Genomic DNA, 21,412 nt, shown 5'->3' on the forward strand with positions numbered 1-21,412 from the left:
ATCCGCCTGACGGATCGTTTCGGTCATCGCACCCTACAAAACTCAAGGCGTGCTCCTCCTCCTGGTACCCGCTGCACTCGCCCCTAACCACGGCATATTCGGACCTTGCGCGCGTTCTGGCGGACGGATAGACTACCCAGTCTATTTTCGAATGGATCGACATGTCTCCTGAGCTTGACCCGCCTCACGGCCCCCGCGAACGCTTACTGGCCGCTGCCTGCGAAGCTTTCCGCGAAGAGGGCTACCAGGTCAGCATCGATCGCATCGCTGCCCGCGCGCAGGTCGCGCGGCAGACGCTGTACAACCACTTTCATAGCAAGGACGCGCTGTTCGGCGAAGTGGTTCGCCATTCCATCCAGTCCGTGCTGGTGACCCTGGACGGGGACGGCGATGTACGGGCCACGCTGCTGGCTTTTGGCGACGCCTATCGCACACGCCTGCTGAGTCCCGAGGGACTCGCGATCTTTCGCACCATGGTGGCGGAGGCCCCGCGTTTTCCGGAACTCGCGAAGCAGTTCTTTCGCCAGGGCCCGCACACCACCCGCAAGCGTCTCGCCAAGTATCTGGCCCATGCCATGGAGGCGTGCGAACTGCGGAAGGACGATCCCGATTTCGCCGCCGAGATGCTGACCGCCGCGCTGATCGATCTGGATCGCTTGCGTGGCCTCATCAATTTACAGACCGATTTGCTCAAGCCCACGAAAACGGCGCAGGTGGTGGATTGCTTCCTGCGCGCCTTTGCCCCCGAAAAGGACACACCATGAAACGCTTTGCTCTTCTTGTTGTTCTGCCTCTCCTCGCCGCCTGCGGTCCCGATGGCAAGTCCGTTCCGGGAGCGGGCGGNCCNCGTCAGGGCATGCCGCCACCGGAAGTGGCGGTGGTCCAGGTGGGAAGCAAGGCCGCCACGCTTACCCAGGAACTGCCGGGCCGCGTGGAAGCCGTCCGCACCGCGCAGGTCCGGGCCCGCGTCGAGGGCATCGTGGAAAAGCGCTTGTTCACGGAAGGCAGCGACGTGCGCGCCGGCCAGCCGCTGTTCCGGCTGGATGACCGCACCTACCGTACTGCCGCGCAAGCGGCGGAAGCCGATGTGGAGGTGAAGCGGCTCAATCTGGCCCGTGTGGAATCGCTCCTGCCCATCAAGGCGGTCAGCCAGCAGGAAGTGGATCTGGCCCGTGCCGCGCTGAAACAGTCCGAAGCCCAACTCGCGCGTGCCCGCCTCGACCTGGAGAACACCACGGTGCCCGCCCCCATCTCCGGCCACATTGGCCGCACCGCGGTGACCGAAGGCGCGCTGGTTGGCCGGAACGACGCCACCCTGCTCGCCACCATCGAACAACTCGAGCCGGTCAACGTGCTGTTCACCCAGCCCAACGCCGATGTATTGCGCCTGAAAAGCGCGCTCGCTGCCGGCCAGCTGAAGGCAACGGACAGCCGCATCGTGGAGCTCATCCTGGAAAACGGCCAGCCCTATTCCCACAAAGGCCGGCTCTTCTTCAGCGACATGAGCGTGGATCCCAGTACCGGCGCTGTCATGTTGAAAGCGGAATTTCCCAATCCGAAACGCCTGCTGCTGCCGGGCACCTTCGTGCGAGTACGACTGCCCCAGGCCGTCGCGGAAAACGTGATCACCGTGCCGCAACGCGCGGTAATGTCCAGCCCCCAGGGCCAGTTCGTCCTGCTGGTGGGACCCGAGAACAAGGTGACGCCGCGACCGGTGAAAGTCGGTGCCATGTCAGGGACCGATTTCGTCGTCGAAGACGGTCTCAAGGACGGCGAGACCCTGATCGTTGACGGCGTACAGAAGGCCAAGCCGGGCTCGGTGGTAAAACCCGTCCTCCAGAAACAGGACAACTGACATGGCACGCTTTTTCATCCATCGGCCCATCTTCGCCTGGGTCATCGCCATCCTGATCCTGCTCGTCGGGGGCATTGCGCTGAAAAACCTGCCGGTGGCGCAGTANCCNCCGGTGGCCGCGCCGCAGATCGCGTTCAACGTGACCTATCCCGGCGCATCCGCCCAAGTGGTCGAGGACACCGTCATCAAGCTGATCGAACAGCAGATGAACGGCATCGAGCACCTCCTCTACATGGAGGCGTCGTCCGAACTGGGTGCCGGTACCCTGACACTGACCTTCGAGCCGGGCACCAACGTCGACATTTCCTCGGTGGAGGCGCAGAACCGCTACAAGCGCGTCGAAGCGCGCCTGCCGGAAGACGTGCGGCGGCTCGGCGTGCCGGTGACCAAACCGCAGCGCAACTACCTGATGTTCGTCGCCATCTTCTCCAAGGACGGCAAACGCAACGCAACCGACCTCAGCAGCTATGCCGCCGCCAACGTGCTGGATCCCCTGCTGCGAGTCCCCGGTGTCGGCGAAGCCATCCTGTTCGGCAGCGAATACTCCATGCGCATCTGGCTCAAGCCCGATCAGCTCACCGCGTACGGGCTCACGCCGGCGGACGTGAAGACGGCCCTGCAGGCGCAAAACGTGCAACTCGCCACCGGTGAACTGAATCAGGCGCCGGCCTCGGCCGGTGCGCAGGTGAACGCCGTCATCGTGACACGCGGCCGCCTCAAGACGCCCGAAGAATTCGGCAACGTCGTGGTGCGCGCCCTGCCCAACGGCGCCACCGTCAAGGTCAAGGACGTGGCGCGTGTGGAGCTCGGTGCCGAAAGCTACGATCGTTACGCCCGCATGAACGGCCAGCCGATCGCCGCCATCGCCATCCGTGTTGCGCCCGGTGCCAATGCGCTCGACGTCGCCAAGTCGGTGAAGTCGCGCATGGCGGAACTCGCCCACTTCTTCCCCGAAGGAGTCGACTGGGCAGTCCCCTACGACACCTCGCGCTTCGTGGAAATCTCGATTTTCGAGGTGGTGAAGACCCTCGGCGAGGCCATGATCCTGGTGTTCATCGTGATGTACGTGTTCCTTGGGCACTGGCGTACAACCCTGATTCCGGCGGTCGTGGTGCCGGTGGCGCTGGCGGGTGCGACCGCAGGCCTGTATGCCTTCGGCTTTTCCATCAACGTGCTGACCCTGTTCGCCATGGTGCTGGCGATCGGGGTATTGGTGGACGACGCCATCGTGGTGGTGGAGAACGTCGAGCGCATCATGCGCGAGGAGCGCCTGTCGCCGCTGGCCGCCACCCTCAAGGCAATGGACCAGATCCTCGGCGCGATCCTCGGCATCTCCGTGGTGCTCTCCGCGGTGTTCATGCCGATGCTGTTCTTCGGCGGCTCCGTCGGCGCCATCTATCGACAGTTCGCCGCCACCCTGATTCTCACCATGGCGTTCTCGGTGCTGATGGCGCTGTCGCTCACGCCCGCCATGTGCGCAACACTTCTCNNGCCGGGCGAAGCGGAGGAAGACGAGAAACGCGGATTCAACCGTTTCTTCGGCAAGATCACCGCGCGCTATCACGGCCTTACGGCGCGCATCCTCGCCCGCAGCGGCCGCTGGATGGTGATCTATCTCGCCATCGTGATCGCCGCCGGCTGGCTGTTCGCCAAGCTGCCCGGCAGCTTCCTGCCGGACGAGGACCAGGGCTATTTCATCACCCTGGTGCAATTGCCGGGCGGTGCCACCCAGGAACGCACGGTGAAGGTGCTCTCCCAAGTGGAACAGTTCTACCTGAAGCAACCGGAAGTGGAGCGGGTCATCGGCGTAGTGGGCTTCTCCTTCTTCGGCCGCGGACAGAACGCGGCACTCGTCTTCACACGGCTCAAGGACTGGGATGAGCGCACGGGACCGGAACACTCGGCACAGGGCGTCATCGGTCGGGCCATGGGAAATTTCATGCGCATCAAGGAGGCCGTGATCTTTGCAGTGAACCCGCCGCCCATTCCTGAACTGGGCGCAGTCGGCGGCTTCGATTTCCGGCTGCTGGACCGCTCCGGGCAAGGACGCGAGGCGCTCATGGACGTGCGCAACATGGTGTTGGGCATGGCCAGCCAGGACAAGCGGCTGGCTGGCGTGCGGCCCGAAGGCCAGGAGCCCGGCCCTCAGGTTTATCTCGACATCGACCGCGAGAAGGCCCAGGCGCTGCAGATCGACATGGCCAACCTCAACGACACCCTGAGTTCGGCCATCGGCGTGTCCTACGTCAACGACTTCGTGCGCGCCGGCCGTATTCTCCGCGTGCAGATGCAGGCGGATGCGGACCTGCGCAAGACACCTGACGATCTGTTGAAGCTGCCGGTACGGAACCGCCTCGGCGACATCGTGCTGCTGGGAGAAATCGCGAAGCCAAAATGGATCGTGGGCCTGCCCAAACTCGATCGCTACAACGGCAATCCCTCGATGAAAATCGCCGGCACGGCCGCACCCGGGCATTCCACCGGCGAGGCGATGCAGGCCATGGAGGACATCGCCACGAAACTGCCGCCAGGCTTCGGTTTCGAGTGGTCTGGCACCTCGTTCGAGGAACGGCTTGCCGGCGCCCAGGCGCCCATCCTCTTCGCCCTGTCGCTGCTGGTGGTGTTTCTCGCGCTGGCGGCGCTGTACGAAAGCTGGGCCATTCCCTTCTCGGTGATCCTGGTGGTGCCGCTGGGCATCCTCGGGGCCGTGCTGGCCGTCTACTTGCGCGGGCTGCCCAACGATGTGTTCTTCAAGGTCGGACTGATCGCCATCATCGGCCTGTCCGCCAAGAACGCCATCCTCATCATCGAGTTCGCCCGCCAACTGCATGATGAGGGCATGGATCTCGTCGCCGCCACGCTGGAGGCCTGTCGCCTGCGCTTGCGGCCCATCCTCATGACCAGCTTCGCCTTCATCCTGGGCGTGATGCCGCTCGCCATCTCGACCGGCGCCGGNCGCGGCCGGCCGCCACGCAGTGGGAACCGGCGTGGTCGGCGGCATGATCGCCGCAACGCTGCTGGCCATTTTCCTGGTGCCGGTGTTTTCGTGGTGATCCGGAAACGCTTCCCCACCAAGCCTCGGGAGGAAACGAAACATGACTGAACGCAAATTTGAATCCGGGCACGCACTCCGCGCATTCCGGGGTGCCGCCCTCATCACGCTGGCATGGCTGGCGGGCTGTTCGCAGATCCCGGCCTACCAGCGGCCTGCCGCGCCCGTTCCGCAGCAGTTCGTCGCGGACATGCCGACAACAGATGCCGCGGCCCTGCCTGACTGGCACACCTACTTCCCCGACCCCGCCCTGCATACGCTGATCGAGGCCGCGCTCGCCAACAACCGCGACATGCGGATCGCGCTGGCACGCGTCGAGGAGGCACGCGCCCTGGCGGGCGTCGCCCGGGCCGATCGTTTCCCGACCCTCGAGGCCCAGGCGAACGCCAACCGCACCCGGACGCCGGCCGACCTCTCCGGCGTCGGCGTGGCGCGCACCACCAGCCGCTACGACGTGGGCCTGGGCGTGACCGCGTTCGAACTCGACTTCTGGGGCCGGGTGGCGGCGCTGAACGAGGCCGCCAGAGCCCAGTATCTGGCGAGCGACGAAGCAGCCAAAAGCTTCCGCGTCAGCCTCATCGGCGATGTCGCCGGCACCTGGTATCAGCTCATCGAACTCGCCGAACGCACGCGGCTTGCCGACGACACGCTGAAAACCCGCGAGGAAAGCCTGGTTCTCATCCGCAAGCGGCGCGAAGCCGGTCTGGCAAACGATCTCGACGTGCTGGCCGCCGAAAGCCTGGTCGAATCGGTGCGTGCCCAATGGGCGGACTTGAAACGCCAGCGCGCGCAGACGGAAAACGCCCTGCGCCTGCTGGCCGGCATGGCCGTTCCGCTCTCCGAGACCCCGGAGCAGCGAGCCAGACGGCGCTGGCGGAGCTGGCGCCCGGCCTGCCCTCGGACGTGCTGTTGCGGCGCCCCGACGTGCGTGCCGCCGAGCAGCGGCTGATCGCAAGCAATGCCAATGTGGGCGTCGCCCGTGCCGCCTTTTTCCCCGCATCGCGCTGACCGGCAACCTTGGCACGGCCAGCAGCGCCCTGTCCGGCCTGTTCGATGCCGGTAGCCGGGCCTGGCTGTTCCAGCCGATCCTGACGCTGCCCCTGTTCGACGCCGGCCGCAACCGGGCCAACCTGGAAGTGGCGGAAGCGCGCAAGATACAGGCGGTGGCCGATTACGAGAAAACCATCCAGCAAGCGTTCCGCGAAGTCGCCGACGCGCTGGCCGCCCGTACCACCTATGCCGAGCAGCTGAGCGCGCAGGAAGCCAACCTGCGTGCCATCCATGCCCGGCTTGAACGGGTAAAAGCCCGTGAGCAAGCCGGCATCGCCAATTATCTCGAGGTACTGGATGCCAGCCGCGACGCCTTCAGCACCGAACAGGCTCTGATCACGTCCCGGTTGCAGGTGCTCGGCGCCCAGGTCACGCTCTACAAGGCACTGGGGGCGGGGCCTGACTGACCGCGACGGAATTGCCCCATGAACCGTACGGATTTGCCAGCGGTCAATGCGTCTAGAATGGTGTTTTTCGCTCAGGAGTCAAAGCATGTCCGAACCCGTCGTGTATGACCGCAATCCCGCCGAACTCGAACTCGAACCTGGTGAATACTGGTGGTGCTCGTGCGGCCGATCGATGACGCAACCGTTCTGCGATGGCTCGCACGAAGGCAGCGGCCTGGAGCCGATGCCGTTCGTCATCAAGGAGAAGACCACGGTATGGCTGTGCAACTGCAAGCACAGCAAGGACAAGCCGTTCTGCGACGGCAGCCACAACGACCTGTCCGACGACATTTTCTGAATCGGCCAACCCGTCATGGACGTTCTGCCCGAAAACGTGCTCGATTTCTGGTTCGGTCCGTCCGGCAGCGCGACCGAGGTTGCCGGACGGAANAACACGCTGTGGTTCGGGAAATCGCCGGAAAACGACCGGGCGGTGATCGACCGCTTTGCCGCCACGCTGGTCGATGCGGCCGCAGGCCGGCTGGACCACTGGACCGCCACNCCGCGCACGCGCCTGGCATTGGTGATCGTGGTCGACCAGTTTCCGCATCATATCCATCGCGACCAGCCGCAGGCCTTCGCCACGGATCCCCGGGCACTGGCCTTGAGCCTGGACGCGCTCGCGGCTGGCGAAGACCGGCAGCTTGCGCCGATCGAACGCGTGTTCCTGTATCTGCCGCTGGAACATGCCGAGTCGCTGGCCATGCAGGACCGATCCGTCGCGTTGTATGAAACCCTGGCAAACGAAGCCGCTGCCGACGAACGCACGCTGTTCGACAATTTCCTGGATTACGCGCGCAAGCACCGCGACGTGGTGGCGCGCTTCGGGCGCTTCCCGCATCGCAACGCGATCCTGGGCCGCCCCTCCTCCGAAGAAGAACTCGAATTCCTGAAGCAGCCCGGCTCGCGTTTTTAGCAGGACATTGAAGAGCGGCACGGTCCGCTCGCGTTAAAATGGCGGCTTTTGCGCCTTCCGGCCTGCCCATGTCCCGCCAGATCCTCGTCACTTCCGCCCTGCCCTACGCCAACGGCAGCATCCACCTCGGCCACCTCGTCGAATACATCCAGACCGATATCTGGGTGCGCTTCCAGAAGATGCGCGGCCACGACTGCCGCTACATGTGCGCGGACGACACTCATGGCACCGCGATCATGCTGCGCGCGGAAAAGGAAGGGATCACCCCGGAAACATTGATTCAACGCGTGTGGGACGAGCACACGCGCGACTTCGCCGGTTTCCACATCGGCTTCGACCATTACTACTCGACGCACTCCGACGAGAACCGCACGCTCGCCTCGAAGATCTACCTCGCGCTGAAGGACGCCGGGCTGATCGAGGTCAAGACCATCGCCCAGCTGTATGACCCGGTGAAGAACCTGTTCCTGCCGGATCGCTTCATCAAGGGCGAATGTCCCAAGTGCGGCGCGGCGGACCAGTACGGCGACAACTGCGAAGTCTGCGGCGCCACCTACAGCCCGACCGAGCTGAAGAATCCGGTGTCGGCGGTGTCGGGCGCGACGCCGGTGCACAAGGATTCCGAGCATTACTTCTTCAAGCTCGGTGCATGCGAAGCCTTCCTGCGCGAATGGACGACCTCGGGTACGCTGCAAAGCGAAGCCGCCAACAAGATGCAGGAATGGTTCGCCGCCGGCCTCAACAACTGGGACATCAGCCGCGACGCGCCTTACTTCGGCTTCGAGATTCCCGGCGCGCCGGGCAAATATTTCTACGTCTGGCTCGATGCGCCTGTGGGCTACATGGCGAGCTTCGCCAAGTACGCCGCTGACAACGGCCTCGACTTCGACGCCTGGTGGGGCGCCGATGCCAAGACCGAGCTGGTGCACTTCATCGGCAAGGACATCCTCTACTTCCACGCGCTGTTCTGGCCGGCGATGCTGAAGTTCTCCGGCCACCGCACGCCGAGCGCGATCTACGCGCACGGCTTCCTGACCGTCAACGGCCAGAAGATGTCGAAATCGCGCGGCACCTTCATCACGGCCGAGAGCTATCTGGCGCAGAAGCTGAATCCGGAGTGGCTGCGCTACTACTACGCAGCCAAGCTTAACGGCTCAATGGAGGACATCGACCTCAACCTCGACGATTTCGTCGCGCGGGTGAACTCGGACCTGGTCGGCAAGTTCATCAACATCGCCAGCCGCACCGCCGGCTTCATCCACAAGAATTTCGACGGCAAGCTCGCCGACGGCGTGGCCAATATGGAACTGGTCGGAGCATTCCAGGCCGCGGCCGGCACCATTGCCACGCACTACGAGGCGCGCGACTACGCCAAAGCCTTACGGGAAATCATGGCGCTGGCCGATCGCGCCAACCAGTACGTGGCCGATGAAAAGCCCTGGGAACTGGCGAAGAAACCTGAAGCTGTTTATCGCCTACATGAAGTCTGCACGGTCGCACTGAACTGCTTCCGCCTGCTGACCCTGTACCTTAAGCCAGTGCTGCCGAAACTGGCGGAGCAAGTCGAGGCCTTCCTCGACATTCCGTCACTGGCTTGGGAAGATTCCCAGAGCCTATTCATCCGCCACCGCATCAACGAATACAGCCACCTGATGACCCGTATCGACCCCAAATCCATCGAAGCCATGGTAGACGCCAACAAGCAGAACCTCGAACCGACCCCGGCGCCCGCGCCGGCGCGTCATGCCGAAGCGCAGGCGCACGCCGCGCAGCCGTCCATGCCGGTGTCCGAAACGATCAGCATCGACGACTTCGCGAAGATCGACCTGCGCATCGCGCGCATCGCCAACGCCGAGCATGTCGAAGGCGCCGACAAGCTGCTGCGGCTGACGCTCGACCTTGGCGAACTCGGCACCCGCCAAGTGTTCGCCGGCATCAAGTCGGCCTATGCGCCCGAAGCCCTGGTCGGACGGCTCACCGTGATGGTCGCCAACCTCGCGCCGCGCAAGATGAAGTTCGGCATGAGCGAGGGCATGGTACTCGCCGCTTCGGGCGATGCGCCGGGTCTGTTCATCCTGTCACCCGACAGCGGCGCGCAACCAGGCATGAAAGTGAAGTAAGGCCATGAAAACGCATCGCCTGCGTATCCATGGCCGGGTGCAGGGCGTGTGGTTCCGCGAATCGATGCGGGTGGAGGCCGAGCGTCTGAACGTGGCCGGCTGGGTGCGCAACACGCCCGACGGTGCGGTCGAGGCCGTGATCCAGGGACCGGCCTCGGCGGTCGAGGCCCTGATCGAGTGGGCTCACACCGGCCCGCCGCTGGCGCGGGTCGACCGGGTCGACATCGGCGAAGCAGATGGCCAGTACAAGGGATTTGTGAAGCGGACCGACTGAAGGCTGGACGTCCGTCCGGAACACGGTCAAAAATGCCCAGCTCAGTGATGAGCCGGGCAGAGTATCCACCAAAGGAGGAGGATTGGAGGAGACAACACCAACCGCCATTGCGGCGACATCAGTGTTATTAGAATTTTCTAATATTATGTAATTCATGTCAACACTTTGTTAAAAGAAAAGTCCGGATCGGTACGATTGTTCCATCCGCCCCCTGGCTTTTCAGTACATCACGTTCACCGCCTCGGGTTTGAGCCAAGTGCCCAAAGACTCCAGCAGGCGGTCATCCAGCCGCACCCGCCAGTCCTCGCCCAGCCGCACCCGGCAGCGCGCATTGGGATTGTGATATTCGATCCACACCGGGCATCCGCCCTCCTGCGCCTTGTAGGGCGCAAGTAGTTCGGCCAGCTTGCGCCCGTTCGACTGCCCGTTGCAGGCCAGCCGCAAGCCCTGGGCAAACCGGGTGCGCGCGCCGGCCAGATCATAGATCCGCTCCGCCGTCACCCGCACGCCGCCTGAATAGTCATCGCGGTTGACCTTGCCTTCGATCACCAGCAGCGCGTCGTCCTTCAGCAGATGGCGACTCTGCTCGTAGAGTTCGTTGAAGATCACGACTTCGACCTGCGCCGTCGCATCGTCCAGCAGCAGGATCAGCATCTTGCCGCGCCGCGTCATCTGGGTGCGCAGCGAAACGGCAATGCCGGCCAGCATGACCAGGTCGCGCGAAGGCTCCAGGCTGTCGAGTTGCCGCTTGGCGAAGCTCGACACCTCGGACAGGTACGACGTGAAGGGATGGCCGCTGAAGAAATAACCGAGCGCGGACTTCTCCTGCAGCAGCTTTTCCTGCTCGGGCCACACCGGCACGTCGATCAAGTCTTCTCCGCCGCCGTCGAGCGCTTCGCCGAACAGGCCGACCTGGCCGCCGCTGCGCGCCGTGCGGTCGGCGGTTTCCAGTGCCGCGCCAACCGATGCCATCAAACTGGCACGATGGCCGTTGATGGCATCGAACGCGCCCGCCTTCACCAGCGCCTCGAGTACGCGGCGGTTGAGATAGCGCTTGTCGACCCGCCGGGCCAGATCGAACAGCCCCTTGAAGGGACCGTTGGCCTCGCGCTCGGCGACGATCGCGCCAATCGCCGCCTCGCCGCTGCCCTTGATCGCGCCCAAGCCATAGCGGATCTCGGTCTTGCTGACCGGTTCGAAACGATAGCCCGACAGGTTGATGTCGGGCGCCAGCATGGCCAGACCGTTGGCGCGGCAGTCTTCGTAGAACACCCGCACCTTGTCGGTATCGGACATTTCCGACGACATCGTCGCCGCCATGAATTCGGCTGGATAGTAAGCCTTGAGCCAGGCGGTGTGATACGCCACCAGCGCATAGGCGGCCGAATGCGACTTGTTGAAGCCGTACTCGGCGAATTTCTCCATCAGGTCGAACAGGCGCTCGGCGACCTTGGTATCCGCGCCGCGCTTGGCTGCACCGGCGAGGAAGATTTCCCGCTGCTTGGCCATTTCCTCGGGCTTCTTCTTGCCCATCGCGCGCCGCAGCAGGTCGGCGGCGCCGAGGCTGTAGCCCGCCAGGATCTGCGCCACCAGCATCACCTGCTCCTGGTAGACGATGATGCCGTAGGTCGACTTCAGCACCGGTTCGAGGTCGGGATGGAAATACTCCGGCTTCTGCTTGCCCTGCTTGCGCGCGATGAAATCGTCCACCATGCCGGAGCCGAGTGGGCCCGGCCGGTTCAGCGCCATCAGCGCGATGATGTCTTCGAAGCAGTCGCCCTTCAGTTTCTTTTCCAGGTCCTTGGCCGAGCGCGATTCGGACTGGAACACCGCAGTAGTGTTGCCGTCCGCAAACAGCTTGTAGACCGCCGGATCGTCGAGGGGCAGGTCTTCCAGCTGGAAGCTCTCCCGCCCCGGATGGCGTTGCACGAAGCGCACCGCTTCGGCCAGGATGGTCAGCGTGCGCAGGCCCAGAAAGTCGAACTTCACCAGGCCGATCGCCTCGACGTCGTCCTTGTCGAACTGCGACACCGCCGCGTCGGAGCCCTCGGCCTGGTACAGCGGGCAGAAATCGGTGAGCCGGCCCGGCGCGATGAGCACCCCGCCCGCGTGCATGCCGACGTTGCGCGTGATGCCCTCGAGCTTTTCCGCCAGCGGCAGCAGTTCGGCGAGTTCTTCCTCGTTGCGGGCACGCTCGTCGATCTGCGGTTCCTTCTCGCGCGCCTCGGCGAGCGAGATGCCCAGTTCGTTGGGCACCAGCTTGACGAATTTGTCGACGAACAGGTACGGCAGGTCGAGCACACGACCGACGTCGCGCAACACCGCCTTGGCCGCCATCGTGCCGAAGGTGGCGATCTGCGACACCGCGGCGTGGCCATACCGCTCCTTCACGTACTGGATCACGCGGTCGCGCCCGTCCTGGCAGAAGTCGATGTCGAAGTCGGGCATCGACACCCGCTCGGGGTTGAGGAAACGCTCGAACAGCAGGTCGTAGGCCAGCGGATCGAGGTCGGTGATGCGCAGGCTGTAGGCAACCAGCGAACCAGCCCCTGAACCCCGCCCCGGTCCCACCGGCACGCCATTGTTCTTGGCCCAGTTGATGAAGTCCGCCACGATCAGGAAATAACCCGGGAAGCCCATCTGGATGATGGTCCCGAGTTCGAATTCCAGGCGCTCGATGTACTCGGGCAGCTTGGCCGCGCGCTCGACCTCGTCGGGATAGAGGTGCGCCATGCGTTCGTGCAGCCCCTCGAAGGAACGCTGCCGCATGTAGTCGTCGAGGCTCATGCCGTCCGGCGTCGGGAAATCGGGCAGCCTGCTCTTGCCGAGTTCCAACGTCAGATTGCAGCGCTTGGCGATTTCGACGCTGTTGGCCAGGGCTTCCGGCAGGTCGGCGAACAGTTCCGCCATCTCGTCCGGCGTCTTGAAGTACTGCTCGGCCGTGAAGGGCCGCGGCCGGCGCGGATCGCCCAGCATCATGCCCTCGGCGATGCAGACGCGCGCCTCGTGCGCCTTGAAATCGTCGGGCGAGATGAATTGGATCGGATGGGTGGCGACTGCCGGCAGGTTCAGCGCCGCGCCGATGTCGAGCAGGCCGTCAATCAGACGTTCGGTATGCGGCTGGCCGAAGCGCTGCAGTTCCAGGTAGTAGCGGTCGGGGAACAGAGCGGCCCAGGCTTCCGCTGCGGTGCGCGCAGCGTCGGGCTTCTCATCCAGTATCGCCTGCGCCACGTTTCCGGCGTCGCCGCCCGATAATGCCAGCAGGCCCTCGGTGCCGTCGGCCAGCCAGGCCGGATCGATCTCGGCACGCCCCCGATAAAGATTTTCCTGGTAGGCGCGTGTCAGCAGTTCGCACAGGCGGCGATACCCTTCGCGATGCTGCACCAGCAGCATCAGGCGCGAAGGCCGATTACGGTCGGCAGCATTCGTCACCCACACGTCGCAGCCGAAGACGGGCTTGATGCCAGCACCGCGCGCGGCGCGATAGAACTTCACCCAGCCGAAGGTATTGGACAGGTCGGAGAGACCGAGCGCTGGCATTGCGATATCGCGCGCGCGCTTGACCGCTTCACCGACTCGCACCAGCCCATCAGTGACGGAATATTCGGTATGCAGGCGGAGATGGACGAAACGCGGGTCGGTCATGGGGCGAAAGCGGAGAAGCAAGCCGTTATTTTAACGCCGCTGAACGGGCGACCAAAAACAAAAGGCAGCCGAAGCTGCCTTTTGTTGGAACACGCATCGGCGGATCCACCCGCAAGCACCCTAAAGGGCATCAAGGGCAGGCCGAGGTTGTAAACCGATTAATCGGCAACAACCACGCTCAGTTGGCGCGGCGCTTGAATTCGTTGGTGCGGGTATCGATCTCGATCATGTCGCCGATCTCGACGAACGCGGCCACCGGCAGCTCGAAGCCGGTGGGCTTGATGCGGGCGGGCTTCATGACCTTGCCGGAAGTGTCGCCGCGCACGGCGGGTTCAGTGTATTCGACTTCACGAATGACGGTGGTCGGCATCTCGACCGAGATCGCCTTGCCCTCGTAGAACACCACTTCGACCGGCATGCCGTCGTCGAGGTAGTTCAGCGCATCGCCGAGGTTGTCGCCTTCGACTTCGTACTGGTTGTATTCGCCGTCCATGAACACGTACAGCGGATCGGCGAAGTAGGAATAGGTGCATTCCTTGCGGTCGAGCGTCACGGTGTCGAACTTGTCGTCGGCACGATACACGCTCTCCATGCCGGCGCCGGTGAGCAGGTTCTTCATTTTCATCTTGACGACAGAGGCGTTGCGGCCCGATTTCGAGAATTCGGCCTTCTGCACCACCATCGGGTCTTTGCCGATCATGACGACGTTGCCGGCGCGGAGTTCCATTGCGGTTTTCATGGGTGTGTGTCCTGCGGAGAGAGCTAAGGGATTGAGAAAACTCGCTATTTTAACTTGTTTTCGGCGAATTCCACCAGCTTCTCAGTCAACGATCCGACGCGCCCCAGGCGAACGCTCCACGCTGCCGCATGAGCCTCGATAACGGTCCGATGCGTCCGCCATGCCTCCCAGCAGGCCGCCATGCTGGCGGTCTCCGGCATGCCATTCCAGTGCCGCCACACCCCGCTTACCGCCAGCACTGCGTCGCGCGCGAGTCCCTCGGTGTAATGCGCCAGCAGCGCATTCGCCTTGTCCCAGTGGGCTTCGTCCGCCTGCGGGTAGGCCTGCCACACCAGCGGGCGCGCCGCCCACTGCGCCCGCACACAGGAATCCTCGCCCCGCACGAAATTGAGATCGCACGCCCACAGCAGGCGGTCGTAGGCGTCCTGGTCCGTGAACGGGAGGATGTGCAGTGCCAGATTGCCGCGTCGATGCGCCTCCCCGGCCTGCAGGCCGGGCACACCGAGCCACGCCGCGAGTTGCGGAATCACCCGGCCTTCGGGGACGAGGCAGGTCACCGGGCGCGTATCGGACGCCCAGGCGTCGAGCAGGTTGGGCAGCACCGGGTTCTCGTAGGTGAACAGCGACACCCGCAATTCATCAGGCCGCGGCGCCTCCAAACCCAGTTCGCGCCAGAACCCCGGCATGCCGCTGTTCACGAACGCGGCGCGTCGCTCGGCCAGGTCAGCCTCGACCAGCAGGCCGCCGGTATCCGGCGTGTAACCCGGGAAAAAGAAATACTTGGTCAGCGGCAGCCGCGGATGCGGCGAAGGCAGGCCATGGTGCGCGGCCACCCAGGATTCGGCACTCAGGTATTCGAGATTGATCCAGGCCGGCGGCGGCGACATGTCGCCCATGGCCTCGAGATAGGTTTCCGGCAGCGCACAGCCGAATGCCTCGATCACCACGCGCGCCGGCTCAGCGGGCGCAAACGGCGTGCGCCACGCGCAAACCGTCACCCNCTCACAGACCTGCCACGCCGCGTCCCCGTCGACGACCGGCCAGATGCGCTGGAACGCACGCAGGTCGTCCACCCACAGCCGTACGCCCAGTCCCCGCTCACGAGCCAGTCCGCGCGCCAAGCGCCAGGCAATGCCGATGTCACCATAGTTGTCGACGACGTTGCAGAAGATGTCCCAGGTACGCATGGCGCGCATGCTACCGCATCCCATAAAACGAAGCAGGCTCCTTACGGAGCCTGCTTCGTTTGCATCTGGACCAACTCAGTTCGACTTGCCGGACAGGCAGGATTTCATGAATGCCTTGCGTGCATCGCCCTTCATCTGCTTGCTCGAGGCTTCGGCATTGCAATCCTTCATGCGCTGCTGCTGGGCCGTCGCCTTGCTTTCCGGCTTCGCTCCTCCGGACAGGCAGGACTTCATGAACGCCTTGCGCGCATCGCCGGAAAGCTGCTGCTTGCCCGCATCGGCGTTACAGGATTTCATCCGTGTCTGTTGGGCGGTTTCAGCCCATGCCCCCGTGGCCAGCAGTGCGCCCGCCACCAATCCGATCAGCATCATTCTCTTCATCGCGACCCTTTCTTTGGTTGAATGGAAACTACAGTCTAGCCCAGCCCCTTGTTTTTCTCGCTTTCCACTTGTAAAAACTCATGCACGGTAGTAAAAAGCCAAAAGTTTGGTTTCAAGAACCGTACAGGTTTGGCATTACCACAGGGCATTACCGGGTAGCGCGCTTGAATTCAGACCGACGGCTAAAACAATCTCGCCGTCCTGTCATCCGCCAGAGTTTACGCCCCACGGGGTGGAGTCATGCTTATCGCGGTTATGTTTGTGGTTGTGTTTATGTTCCGCCAAGGAGGGAGTTGTAATGGCAACAGGTACTGTCAAGTGGTTCAGCGACGCCAAGGGTTTCGGATTCATCACCCCGGATGACGGCGGCGAAGATGTGTTCGCACANTTTTCCGCCATCCAATCCAGCGGTTTCAAGACCCTGAAGGAAGGCCAGAAGGTCAGCTTCGAAGTCAGCCAGGGCCCCAAAGGCAAGCAGGCTTCCAACATCCAGCCGCAAGGTTGAGTTGTTGCGCTGAAACAAAACCCCGCTTCGGCGGGGTTTTTGTTGGCTGTCACGATGCTCACATCTTCGCGACCATCGCCTCGGCGAACGCCGAGCACTTCACCTCGGTCGCGCCGTCCATCAGGCGCGCAAAGTCGTAGGTCACGGTCTTCGCCGCGATGGCCTTCTCCATGCTGGCCACGATCAGGTCGGCCGCCTCGATCCAGCCCAGGTGGCGCAGCATCATCTCGGCCGACAGGATCAGCGAGCCCGGATTGACGTAGTCCTTGCCCGCGTACTTGGGCGCGGTACCGTGGGTGGCCTCGAACATCGCCACGGTGTCGGAAAGGTTGGCGCCCGGCGCGATGCCGATGCCGCCGACTTCCGCCGCCAGCGCGTCGGAAATGTAGTCGCCGTTGAGGTTGAGCGTGGCGATCACGTCGTACTCGTCCGGACGCAGCAGGATTTGCTGCAGGAAGGCGTCGGCGATGACGTCCTTGATGACGATGCCGTTCGGCAGCTCCATCCACGGGCCTTCGCCGATGAGCTTGGCGCCGAATTCGCGCGCAGCGAGTTCGTAGCCCCACTTCTTGAAGCCGCCCTCGGTGAACTTCATGATGTTGCCCTTGTGTACCAGGGTCACCGACTTGCGCTTGTTGTCGATCGCATACTGGATGGCCTTGCGGATCAGCCGCTCGGAGCCTTCGATCGACACCGGCTTGATACCGATGGCGGAAGTCCCCGGGAAGCGGATCTTCTTCACGCCCATCTGCCGCTGCAGGTATTTGATGACGCGCTTCGCCTCGGCGGAATTGGCTTCCCATTCCACGCCGGCGTAGATGTCCTCGGTGTTCTCGCGGAAGATCACCATGTCGACCTTCTCAGGCGCCTTCACCGGGCTGGGTACGCCGGTGAAGTAGCGCACCGGGCGCAGGCAGACGTAGAGGTCCAGCATCTGGCGCAGTGCGACGTTGAGCGAGCGGATGCCGCCCGAAGTCGGCGTGGTGAGCGGACCCTTGATCGAGATCACGTAGTCCTTCACCGCCTGCACGGTCTCGTCGGGCAGCCACTGGTCGCCGCCGTAGACCTTGACCGCCTTCTCGCCGGCGTAGACCTCCATCCAGGCGATCTGCTTCTTGCCGCCGTAGGCCTTGGCGACCGCGGCATCGACCACGCGGCGCATCGCCGGGGTGATGTCGACGCCAGTGCCGTCGCCTTCGATGAAGGGGATGATGGGCGTGTCCGGCACATTCAAGCTGTTGTCGGCGTTGACGGTAATTTTCTTGCCTGCGGCGGGAATCTGGATATGTGTGCTCATAATGTCTCGAAACGATAAAATGGGGCTTTGCCCCCACCCGAAGTGTCGCGTCTTATTTTGTTCAACAAGCCCTATGGCGTGCTCAGCCAGTTCACCCCGGAAGGTCGCTGGCAGGGCTTGCGGGATTACCTCGCGCTGCCGGGCGTCTACGCGGCCGGACGACTGGACGCCGACAGCGAGGGTCTGCTGATTTTAACCGATGATGGCGCGCTCCAGAGCCGCATTGCCGATCCCCGGCACAAGCTGTCCAAAACCTATTGGGCGCAGGTCGAGGGCACACCGACGGACGCCGACCTCGACCCCTTGCGCCGCGGTGTCGATCTCGGCGACTTCGTCACCCGCCCGGCCCGGGCGCGCCTGATCGACGCACCCGCCGGCCTGTGGCCGCGCAACCCGCCGATCCGCTTCCGCCAGGCCATCCCCACCAGTTGGATCGAACTCACGATCAGCGAAGGCAAGAACCGCCAGGTGCGGCGGATGACGGCGAAGATCGGCTACCCGACGCTGCGGCTGATCCGCGCCGCTGTCGGCGAATGGCGCCTGGACGCGCTGCAACCCGGAGAATGGAAGGAACTTCATGTCTGAGCCAGGCCTGGATACAACGCAATGGATGCCGCACGTGGTCGCCGCCGCCATCGTCGAGCGCGACGGCAAATTCCTCATGGTTGAGGAGCACACGGCCGAGGGCCTGCGTCTCAACCAGCCCGCCGGCCACTGGGAACGCGGCGAGACGCTGATCGACGCCGTACGCCGCGAAACGCTGGAGGAAACCGCGCACCACGTCGAGCCGACCGCCCTGCTCGGCTGCTACACCACGCACTACCCGCGGCGCGACATCACCTACCTGCGCTTTGCCTATGTCTGCGGCGTCACCGGCTTCGACGCCGAACGTCCACTCGACCACGGCATCGTGCGCGCCCTCTGGCTAACGCCGGACGAACTCGCCGCCCACCCCACGCCGCACCGCAGCCCGCTGGTCATGCGCTGTGTGCGGGATTATCTGGCCGGGCGACGCTTCCCGCTCGACTTCGTGAGCCACGCATGAGCACGCGCGTCGTCGTCGGCATGTCGGGCGGAGTCGATTCCTCCATCTCGGCCCATCTGCTGAAGCAGCAGGGCTANCGCGTGCTCGGCGTCTTCATGAAAAACTGGAACGACGACGACAACACCGAGCACTGCACCGCGACGCAGGATTTTCTCGACGTGCTGGCGGTGGCCGACGTGCTCGGCATCGAGGTCGAGGCGGTCAACTTCGCCGCTGAATACAAGGAACGCGTGTTCAGCTACTTCCTTGCCGAATACCAGGCCGGCCGCACGCCCAACCCCGACGTGCTGTGCAATGCCGAGATCAAGTTCAAGGCCTTCCTCGACGACGCCATCGCGCGCGGTGCCGAGTTCATCGCCACCGGCCACTACGTCGGCAAGGGCCAGGATGCGGACGGTCACGCGACGCTCTTGCGCGCAGCCGACGCCAACAAGGACCAGAGCTACTTCCTCTATCGCCTGAACCAGGCACAGCTCGCCCCTTCCCTGTTTCCGCTGGCGCACCTGCCCAAGCCCGAGGTACGCCGGATCGCCGCGCAGATCGGCCTGCCCAACGCCGCCAAGAAGGACAGCACCGGCATCTGCTTCATCGGCGAGCGCAACTTCCGCGAATTCCTCGAGCGCTACCTGCCGCGCGACCCCGGCGACATGACCACGCCTGAAGGCCACGTCGTCGGCCGGCACCAGGGCCTGACGTACTACACCCTCGGCCAGCGCCAGGGCCTCGGCATCGGCGGGCAGAAAGACGGCAGCGACGAGCCCTGGTTCGTCGCCGCCAAGGACATGGCGAGCAACACGCTGATCGTGGTACAGGGCCACGACCATCCGCTACTCAAGCGCTCGACGCTCGCCGCCGGCCAGCTCAACTGGATCAGCGGCGTCGCCCCNGATCCGGCCAAGCCCTACACCGCCAAGACCCGCTACCGCCAGATCGACTCACCCTGCCGCATCACCCGGCTCGACGATGACACGCTCGAACTCGCGTTCGACAGCCCGCAATGGGCGGTCACGCCCGGACAGTCCGTTGTGCTCTATGACGGCGAAGTCTGCCTCGGCGGCGGAATCATCACCTGAACCCGCTACAATCCACGCATCCCAGACTCCCATTCCATCATGTCGCACGAAGCCCCCGCACCAGCCGCCAACTTCATCCGCAACATCATCGACGAGCAGAACGCCGCCGGGAAATGGGCCGGCCGCGTCGAGACGCGCTTCCCGCCCGAGCCCAACGGCTACCTGCACCTTGGCCACGCCAAGTCGATCTGCCTGAACTTCGGGCTTGCGCGCGACTACGGCGGCGTCTGCCACCTGCGCTTCGACGACACCAACCCGGAAAAGGAAGAGCAGGAATACGTCGACTCGATCGTCGAGTCGGTGAAGTGGCTGGGCTTCGACTGGGGCAAGCACCTCTACTTCGCGTCGAACTACTTCGACACCATGTACGCCTGCGCCGAATACCTGATCCAGGCCGGGCACGCCTACGTCGATTCGCTGTCCGCCGACGAGATGCGCGAATACCGCGGCACGCTGACTGAAAAAGGGAAGGACAGCCCCTACCGCAGCCGCAGCGCGGAAGAGAACCTCGACCTGTTCCGCCGCATGAAGGCCGGCGAATTCCCCGACGGCGCGCACGTGCTGCGCGCGAAGATCGACATGGCCTCGCCCAACATCAACCTGCGCGACCCGGCGATCTATCGCATCAAACGCGCGCATCACCACAACACCGGCGACACCTGGTGCATCTATCCGATGTACACCTACGCCCACCCGATCGAGGACGCGATCGAGCACATCACGCATTCGATCTGCACGCTGGAATTCGAGGATCAGCGCCCGTTCTATGACTGGCTGCTGGACAAACTAGCCGACGGCGGCTTCTTCACCCGCCCGCTGCCGCAGCAGATCGAATTCGCTCGCCTGAATCTCACCTACGTCGTGCTCTCCAAACGCAAGCTGATCCAGCTGGTCGAGGANAAACACGTCTCCGGCTGGGACGATCCGCGCCTGCCCACCCTCGTCGGCGCGCGCCGCCGCGGCTATACGGCCGAAGGCTTCCGCCGCTTCACCGACCAGATCGGCGTGTCGAAGTCCGACGGCTGGATCGACTACAGCGTGTTCGAAGCCAGCCAGCGCGACGTACTGAACGACTCCACGCTGCGCCGCATCGCCGTGCTCGACCCGGTCAGGCTCGTCATCGACAACTACCCCGAAGACCAGTCAGAGGAGTGCTTCGCCCCCAACCATCCGCAGCAGCCGGACCTCGGCAAGCGTGCCGTGCCGTTCTCACGCGAACTGTGGATCGAGCGCGAAGACTTCATGGAAACGCCGTCCAAGGGTTATTTCCGTTTATTCCCGGGTAATTCGGTGCGCCTGCGCTACGGCTACGTCGTCACGTGTACCGGCTGCGACAAGGACGAAAACGGCACCATCACCGCCGTGCACTGCGACTACCTCCCCGACACGAAGTCCGGCACCCCGGGCGCCGACTCGGTCAAGGTCAAAGGCAATATCCACTGGGTCTCAGCCGCGCATGCATACGAAGCCGAAGTGCGCCTGTACGACCGCTTGTTCACGACCGCGCAACCGGGCGGCGAAAGCGGCGATTTCCTGAACGATCTGAATGCCGACTCGGTGAAGGTGATCCGCGCCCAACTGGAGCCGGCCCTGAAAGATGCCGCGCCGGAAGACCGCTTCCAGTTCGAGCGGCATGGCTACTTCGTCGCGGATCGCGTCGATTCGAAAGTGGGCGCGCCGGTGTTCAACCGGACAGTGACCTTGAAGGATTCTTGGGTGAAGGCTGAGAAGTAAAACTTCAGGCGTGGACGTCCAGCCATCGGATTGGCCCTGACCGTCCGAAATTCAGCCTTGGCGGCGTGCATCTGCACGTCCGCTACACAGCTG

Annotated in this window: 19 protein-coding genes and 1 pseudogene; 15 read left to right on the forward strand and 5 right to left on the reverse strand. The window is 63.9% G+C overall.

Going from position 1 to position 21,412, the window contains the following annotated elements; translation table 11 throughout:
- The first annotated feature begins 161 nt into the window (after positions 1 to 161).
- The 10 genes and pseudogenes from HZY77_RS06320 (at position 162) to HZY77_RS06365 (ending at position 9,713) form a co-directional block, all read left to right on the forward strand.
- Positions 162 to 764 (forward strand): TetR/AcrR family transcriptional regulator, encoded by a 603-nt coding sequence (locus tag HZY77_RS06320; RefSeq protein WP_296819860.1) that lies wholly within the window; start codon positions 162 to 164, stop codon positions 762 to 764.
- Entirely contained in the window at positions 761 to 1,855 is a 1,095-nt protein-coding gene (locus HZY77_RS06325; RefSeq protein ID WP_296819862.1) for an efflux RND transporter periplasmic adaptor subunit, read from the forward strand. The genes HZY77_RS06320 and HZY77_RS06325 overlap by 4 nt, the downstream gene beginning before the upstream one ends.
- Before the next feature lies 1 nt (position 1,856).
- Positions 1,857 to 4,757, forward strand: a pseudogene (locus HZY77_RS06330) (efflux RND transporter permease subunit); the annotation flags it as partial.
- A 97-nt stretch (positions 4,758 to 4,854) separates the two neighbouring features.
- Positions 4,855 to 4,908 carry a hypothetical protein gene (locus HZY77_RS06335; protein WP_296820849.1) on the forward strand — a complete coding sequence of 18 codons (54 nt, stop codon included), beginning with the start codon at positions 4,855 to 4,857 and terminating at the stop codon, positions 4,906 to 4,908.
- Positions 4,909 to 4,950: 42 nt separating this feature from the next.
- Positions 4,951 to 5,856 (forward strand): TolC family protein, encoded by a 906-nt coding sequence (locus HZY77_RS06340; protein WP_296819864.1) that lies wholly within the window; start codon positions 4,951 to 4,953, stop codon positions 5,854 to 5,856.
- Positions 5,857 to 5,953: 97 nt separating this feature from the next.
- Complete coding sequence (locus HZY77_RS06345; RefSeq protein ID WP_296820850.1) at positions 5,954 to 6,364, forward strand: TolC family protein; 411 nt, start codon at positions 5,954 to 5,956, stop codon at positions 6,362 to 6,364.
- A gap of 85 nt (positions 6,365 to 6,449) precedes the next feature.
- Positions 6,450 to 6,701 (forward strand): CDGSH iron-sulfur domain-containing protein, encoded by a 252-nt coding sequence (locus tag HZY77_RS06350; RefSeq protein WP_296636882.1) that lies wholly within the window; start codon positions 6,450 to 6,452, stop codon positions 6,699 to 6,701.
- Between the two features lie 15 nt (positions 6,702 to 6,716).
- A complete protein-coding gene (locus tag HZY77_RS06355) occupies positions 6,717 to 7,319 on the forward strand; it encodes a DUF924 family protein (protein WP_296819866.1) in 603 nt (200 codons plus the stop codon).
- A gap of 68 nt (positions 7,320 to 7,387) precedes the next feature.
- Positions 7,388 to 9,439 (forward strand): methionine--tRNA ligase, encoded by a 2,052-nt coding sequence (metG, locus tag HZY77_RS06360; RefSeq protein WP_296819868.1) that lies wholly within the window; start codon positions 7,388 to 7,390, stop codon positions 9,437 to 9,439.
- Positions 9,440 to 9,443: 4 nt separating this feature from the next.
- The gene (locus HZY77_RS06365) at positions 9,444 to 9,713 is read left to right on the forward strand and encodes an acylphosphatase (RefSeq protein WP_296819871.1); all 270 of its coding nucleotides are present in this window, start codon (positions 9,444 to 9,446) and stop codon (positions 9,711 to 9,713) included.
- Between the two features lie 219 nt (positions 9,714 to 9,932).
- On the opposite strand, the gene dnaE is transcribed toward HZY77_RS06365, so the two are convergent.
- The 4 genes from dnaE to HZY77_RS06385 form a co-directional block, all read right to left on the reverse strand.
- Entirely contained in the window at positions 9,933 to 13,358 is a 3,426-nt protein-coding gene (dnaE, locus tag HZY77_RS06370; RefSeq protein ID WP_296819873.1) for a DNA polymerase III subunit alpha, read from the reverse strand.
- 178 nt (positions 13,359 to 13,536) lie between these two features.
- Positions 13,537 to 14,097, reverse strand: coding sequence for an elongation factor P (gene efp, locus HZY77_RS06375; RefSeq protein ID WP_296819875.1), 561 nt, complete (start codon positions 14,095 to 14,097; stop codon positions 13,537 to 13,539).
- 44 nt (positions 14,098 to 14,141) lie between these two features.
- Positions 14,142 to 15,293, reverse strand: a complete 1,152-nt coding sequence (earP, locus tag HZY77_RS06380) for an elongation factor P maturation arginine rhamnosyltransferase EarP (RefSeq protein ID WP_296819877.1) — start codon at positions 15,291 to 15,293, stop codon at positions 14,142 to 14,144.
- Positions 15,294 to 15,359: 66 nt separating this feature from the next.
- Positions 15,360 to 15,665 (reverse strand): PsiF family protein, encoded by a 306-nt coding sequence (locus HZY77_RS06385; protein ID WP_296661301.1) that lies wholly within the window; start codon positions 15,663 to 15,665, stop codon positions 15,360 to 15,362.
- 298 nt (positions 15,666 to 15,963) lie between these two features.
- Between HZY77_RS06385 and HZY77_RS06390 the strand changes: the two genes are divergently transcribed.
- Complete coding sequence (locus HZY77_RS06390; RefSeq protein WP_296819879.1) at positions 15,964 to 16,170, forward strand: cold-shock protein; 207 nt, start codon at positions 15,964 to 15,966, stop codon at positions 16,168 to 16,170.
- Between the two features lie 58 nt (positions 16,171 to 16,228).
- Here the strand turns inward: HZY77_RS06390 and icd are convergent, their stop codons facing one another.
- Entirely contained in the window at positions 16,229 to 17,467 is a 1,239-nt protein-coding gene (icd, locus tag HZY77_RS06395) for an NADP-dependent isocitrate dehydrogenase (RefSeq protein ID WP_296819881.1), read from the reverse strand.
- A 42-nt stretch (positions 17,468 to 17,509) separates the two neighbouring features.
- On the opposite strand from icd, the gene HZY77_RS06400 reads away from it, so the two are divergent.
- The 4 genes from HZY77_RS06400 to HZY77_RS06415 all read left to right on the forward strand — a co-directional run bounded on the left by HZY77_RS06400 (position 17,510) and on the right by HZY77_RS06415 (position 21,319).
- Entirely contained in the window at positions 17,510 to 18,052 is a 543-nt protein-coding gene (locus tag HZY77_RS06400; RefSeq protein WP_296819883.1) for a pseudouridine synthase, read from the forward strand.
- The gene (locus HZY77_RS06405) at positions 18,045 to 18,512 is read left to right on the forward strand and encodes an NUDIX hydrolase (protein ID WP_296819885.1); all 468 of its coding nucleotides are present in this window, start codon (positions 18,045 to 18,047) and stop codon (positions 18,510 to 18,512) included. Before HZY77_RS06400 ends, HZY77_RS06405 begins: the two co-directional genes overlap by 8 nt.
- On the forward strand, positions 18,509 to 19,585 hold the full coding sequence (gene mnmA, locus HZY77_RS06410) for a tRNA 2-thiouridine(34) synthase MnmA (RefSeq protein WP_296819887.1): 1,077 nt from the start codon (positions 18,509 to 18,511) through the stop codon (positions 19,583 to 19,585). The genes HZY77_RS06405 and mnmA overlap by 4 nt, the downstream gene beginning before the upstream one ends.
- A 39-nt stretch (positions 19,586 to 19,624) precedes the next feature.
- Positions 19,625 to 21,319, forward strand: coding sequence for a glutamine--tRNA ligase/YqeY domain fusion protein (locus HZY77_RS06415; protein WP_296819890.1), 1,695 nt, complete (start codon positions 19,625 to 19,627; stop codon positions 21,317 to 21,319).
- Positions 21,320 to 21,412 lie beyond the last annotated feature (93 nt).

Origin of the sequence: Thiobacillus sp. (genome assembly GCF_013693775.1) — a bacterium.
GTDB lineage: Bacteria > Pseudomonadota > Gammaproteobacteria > Burkholderiales > Thiobacillaceae > Thiobacillus.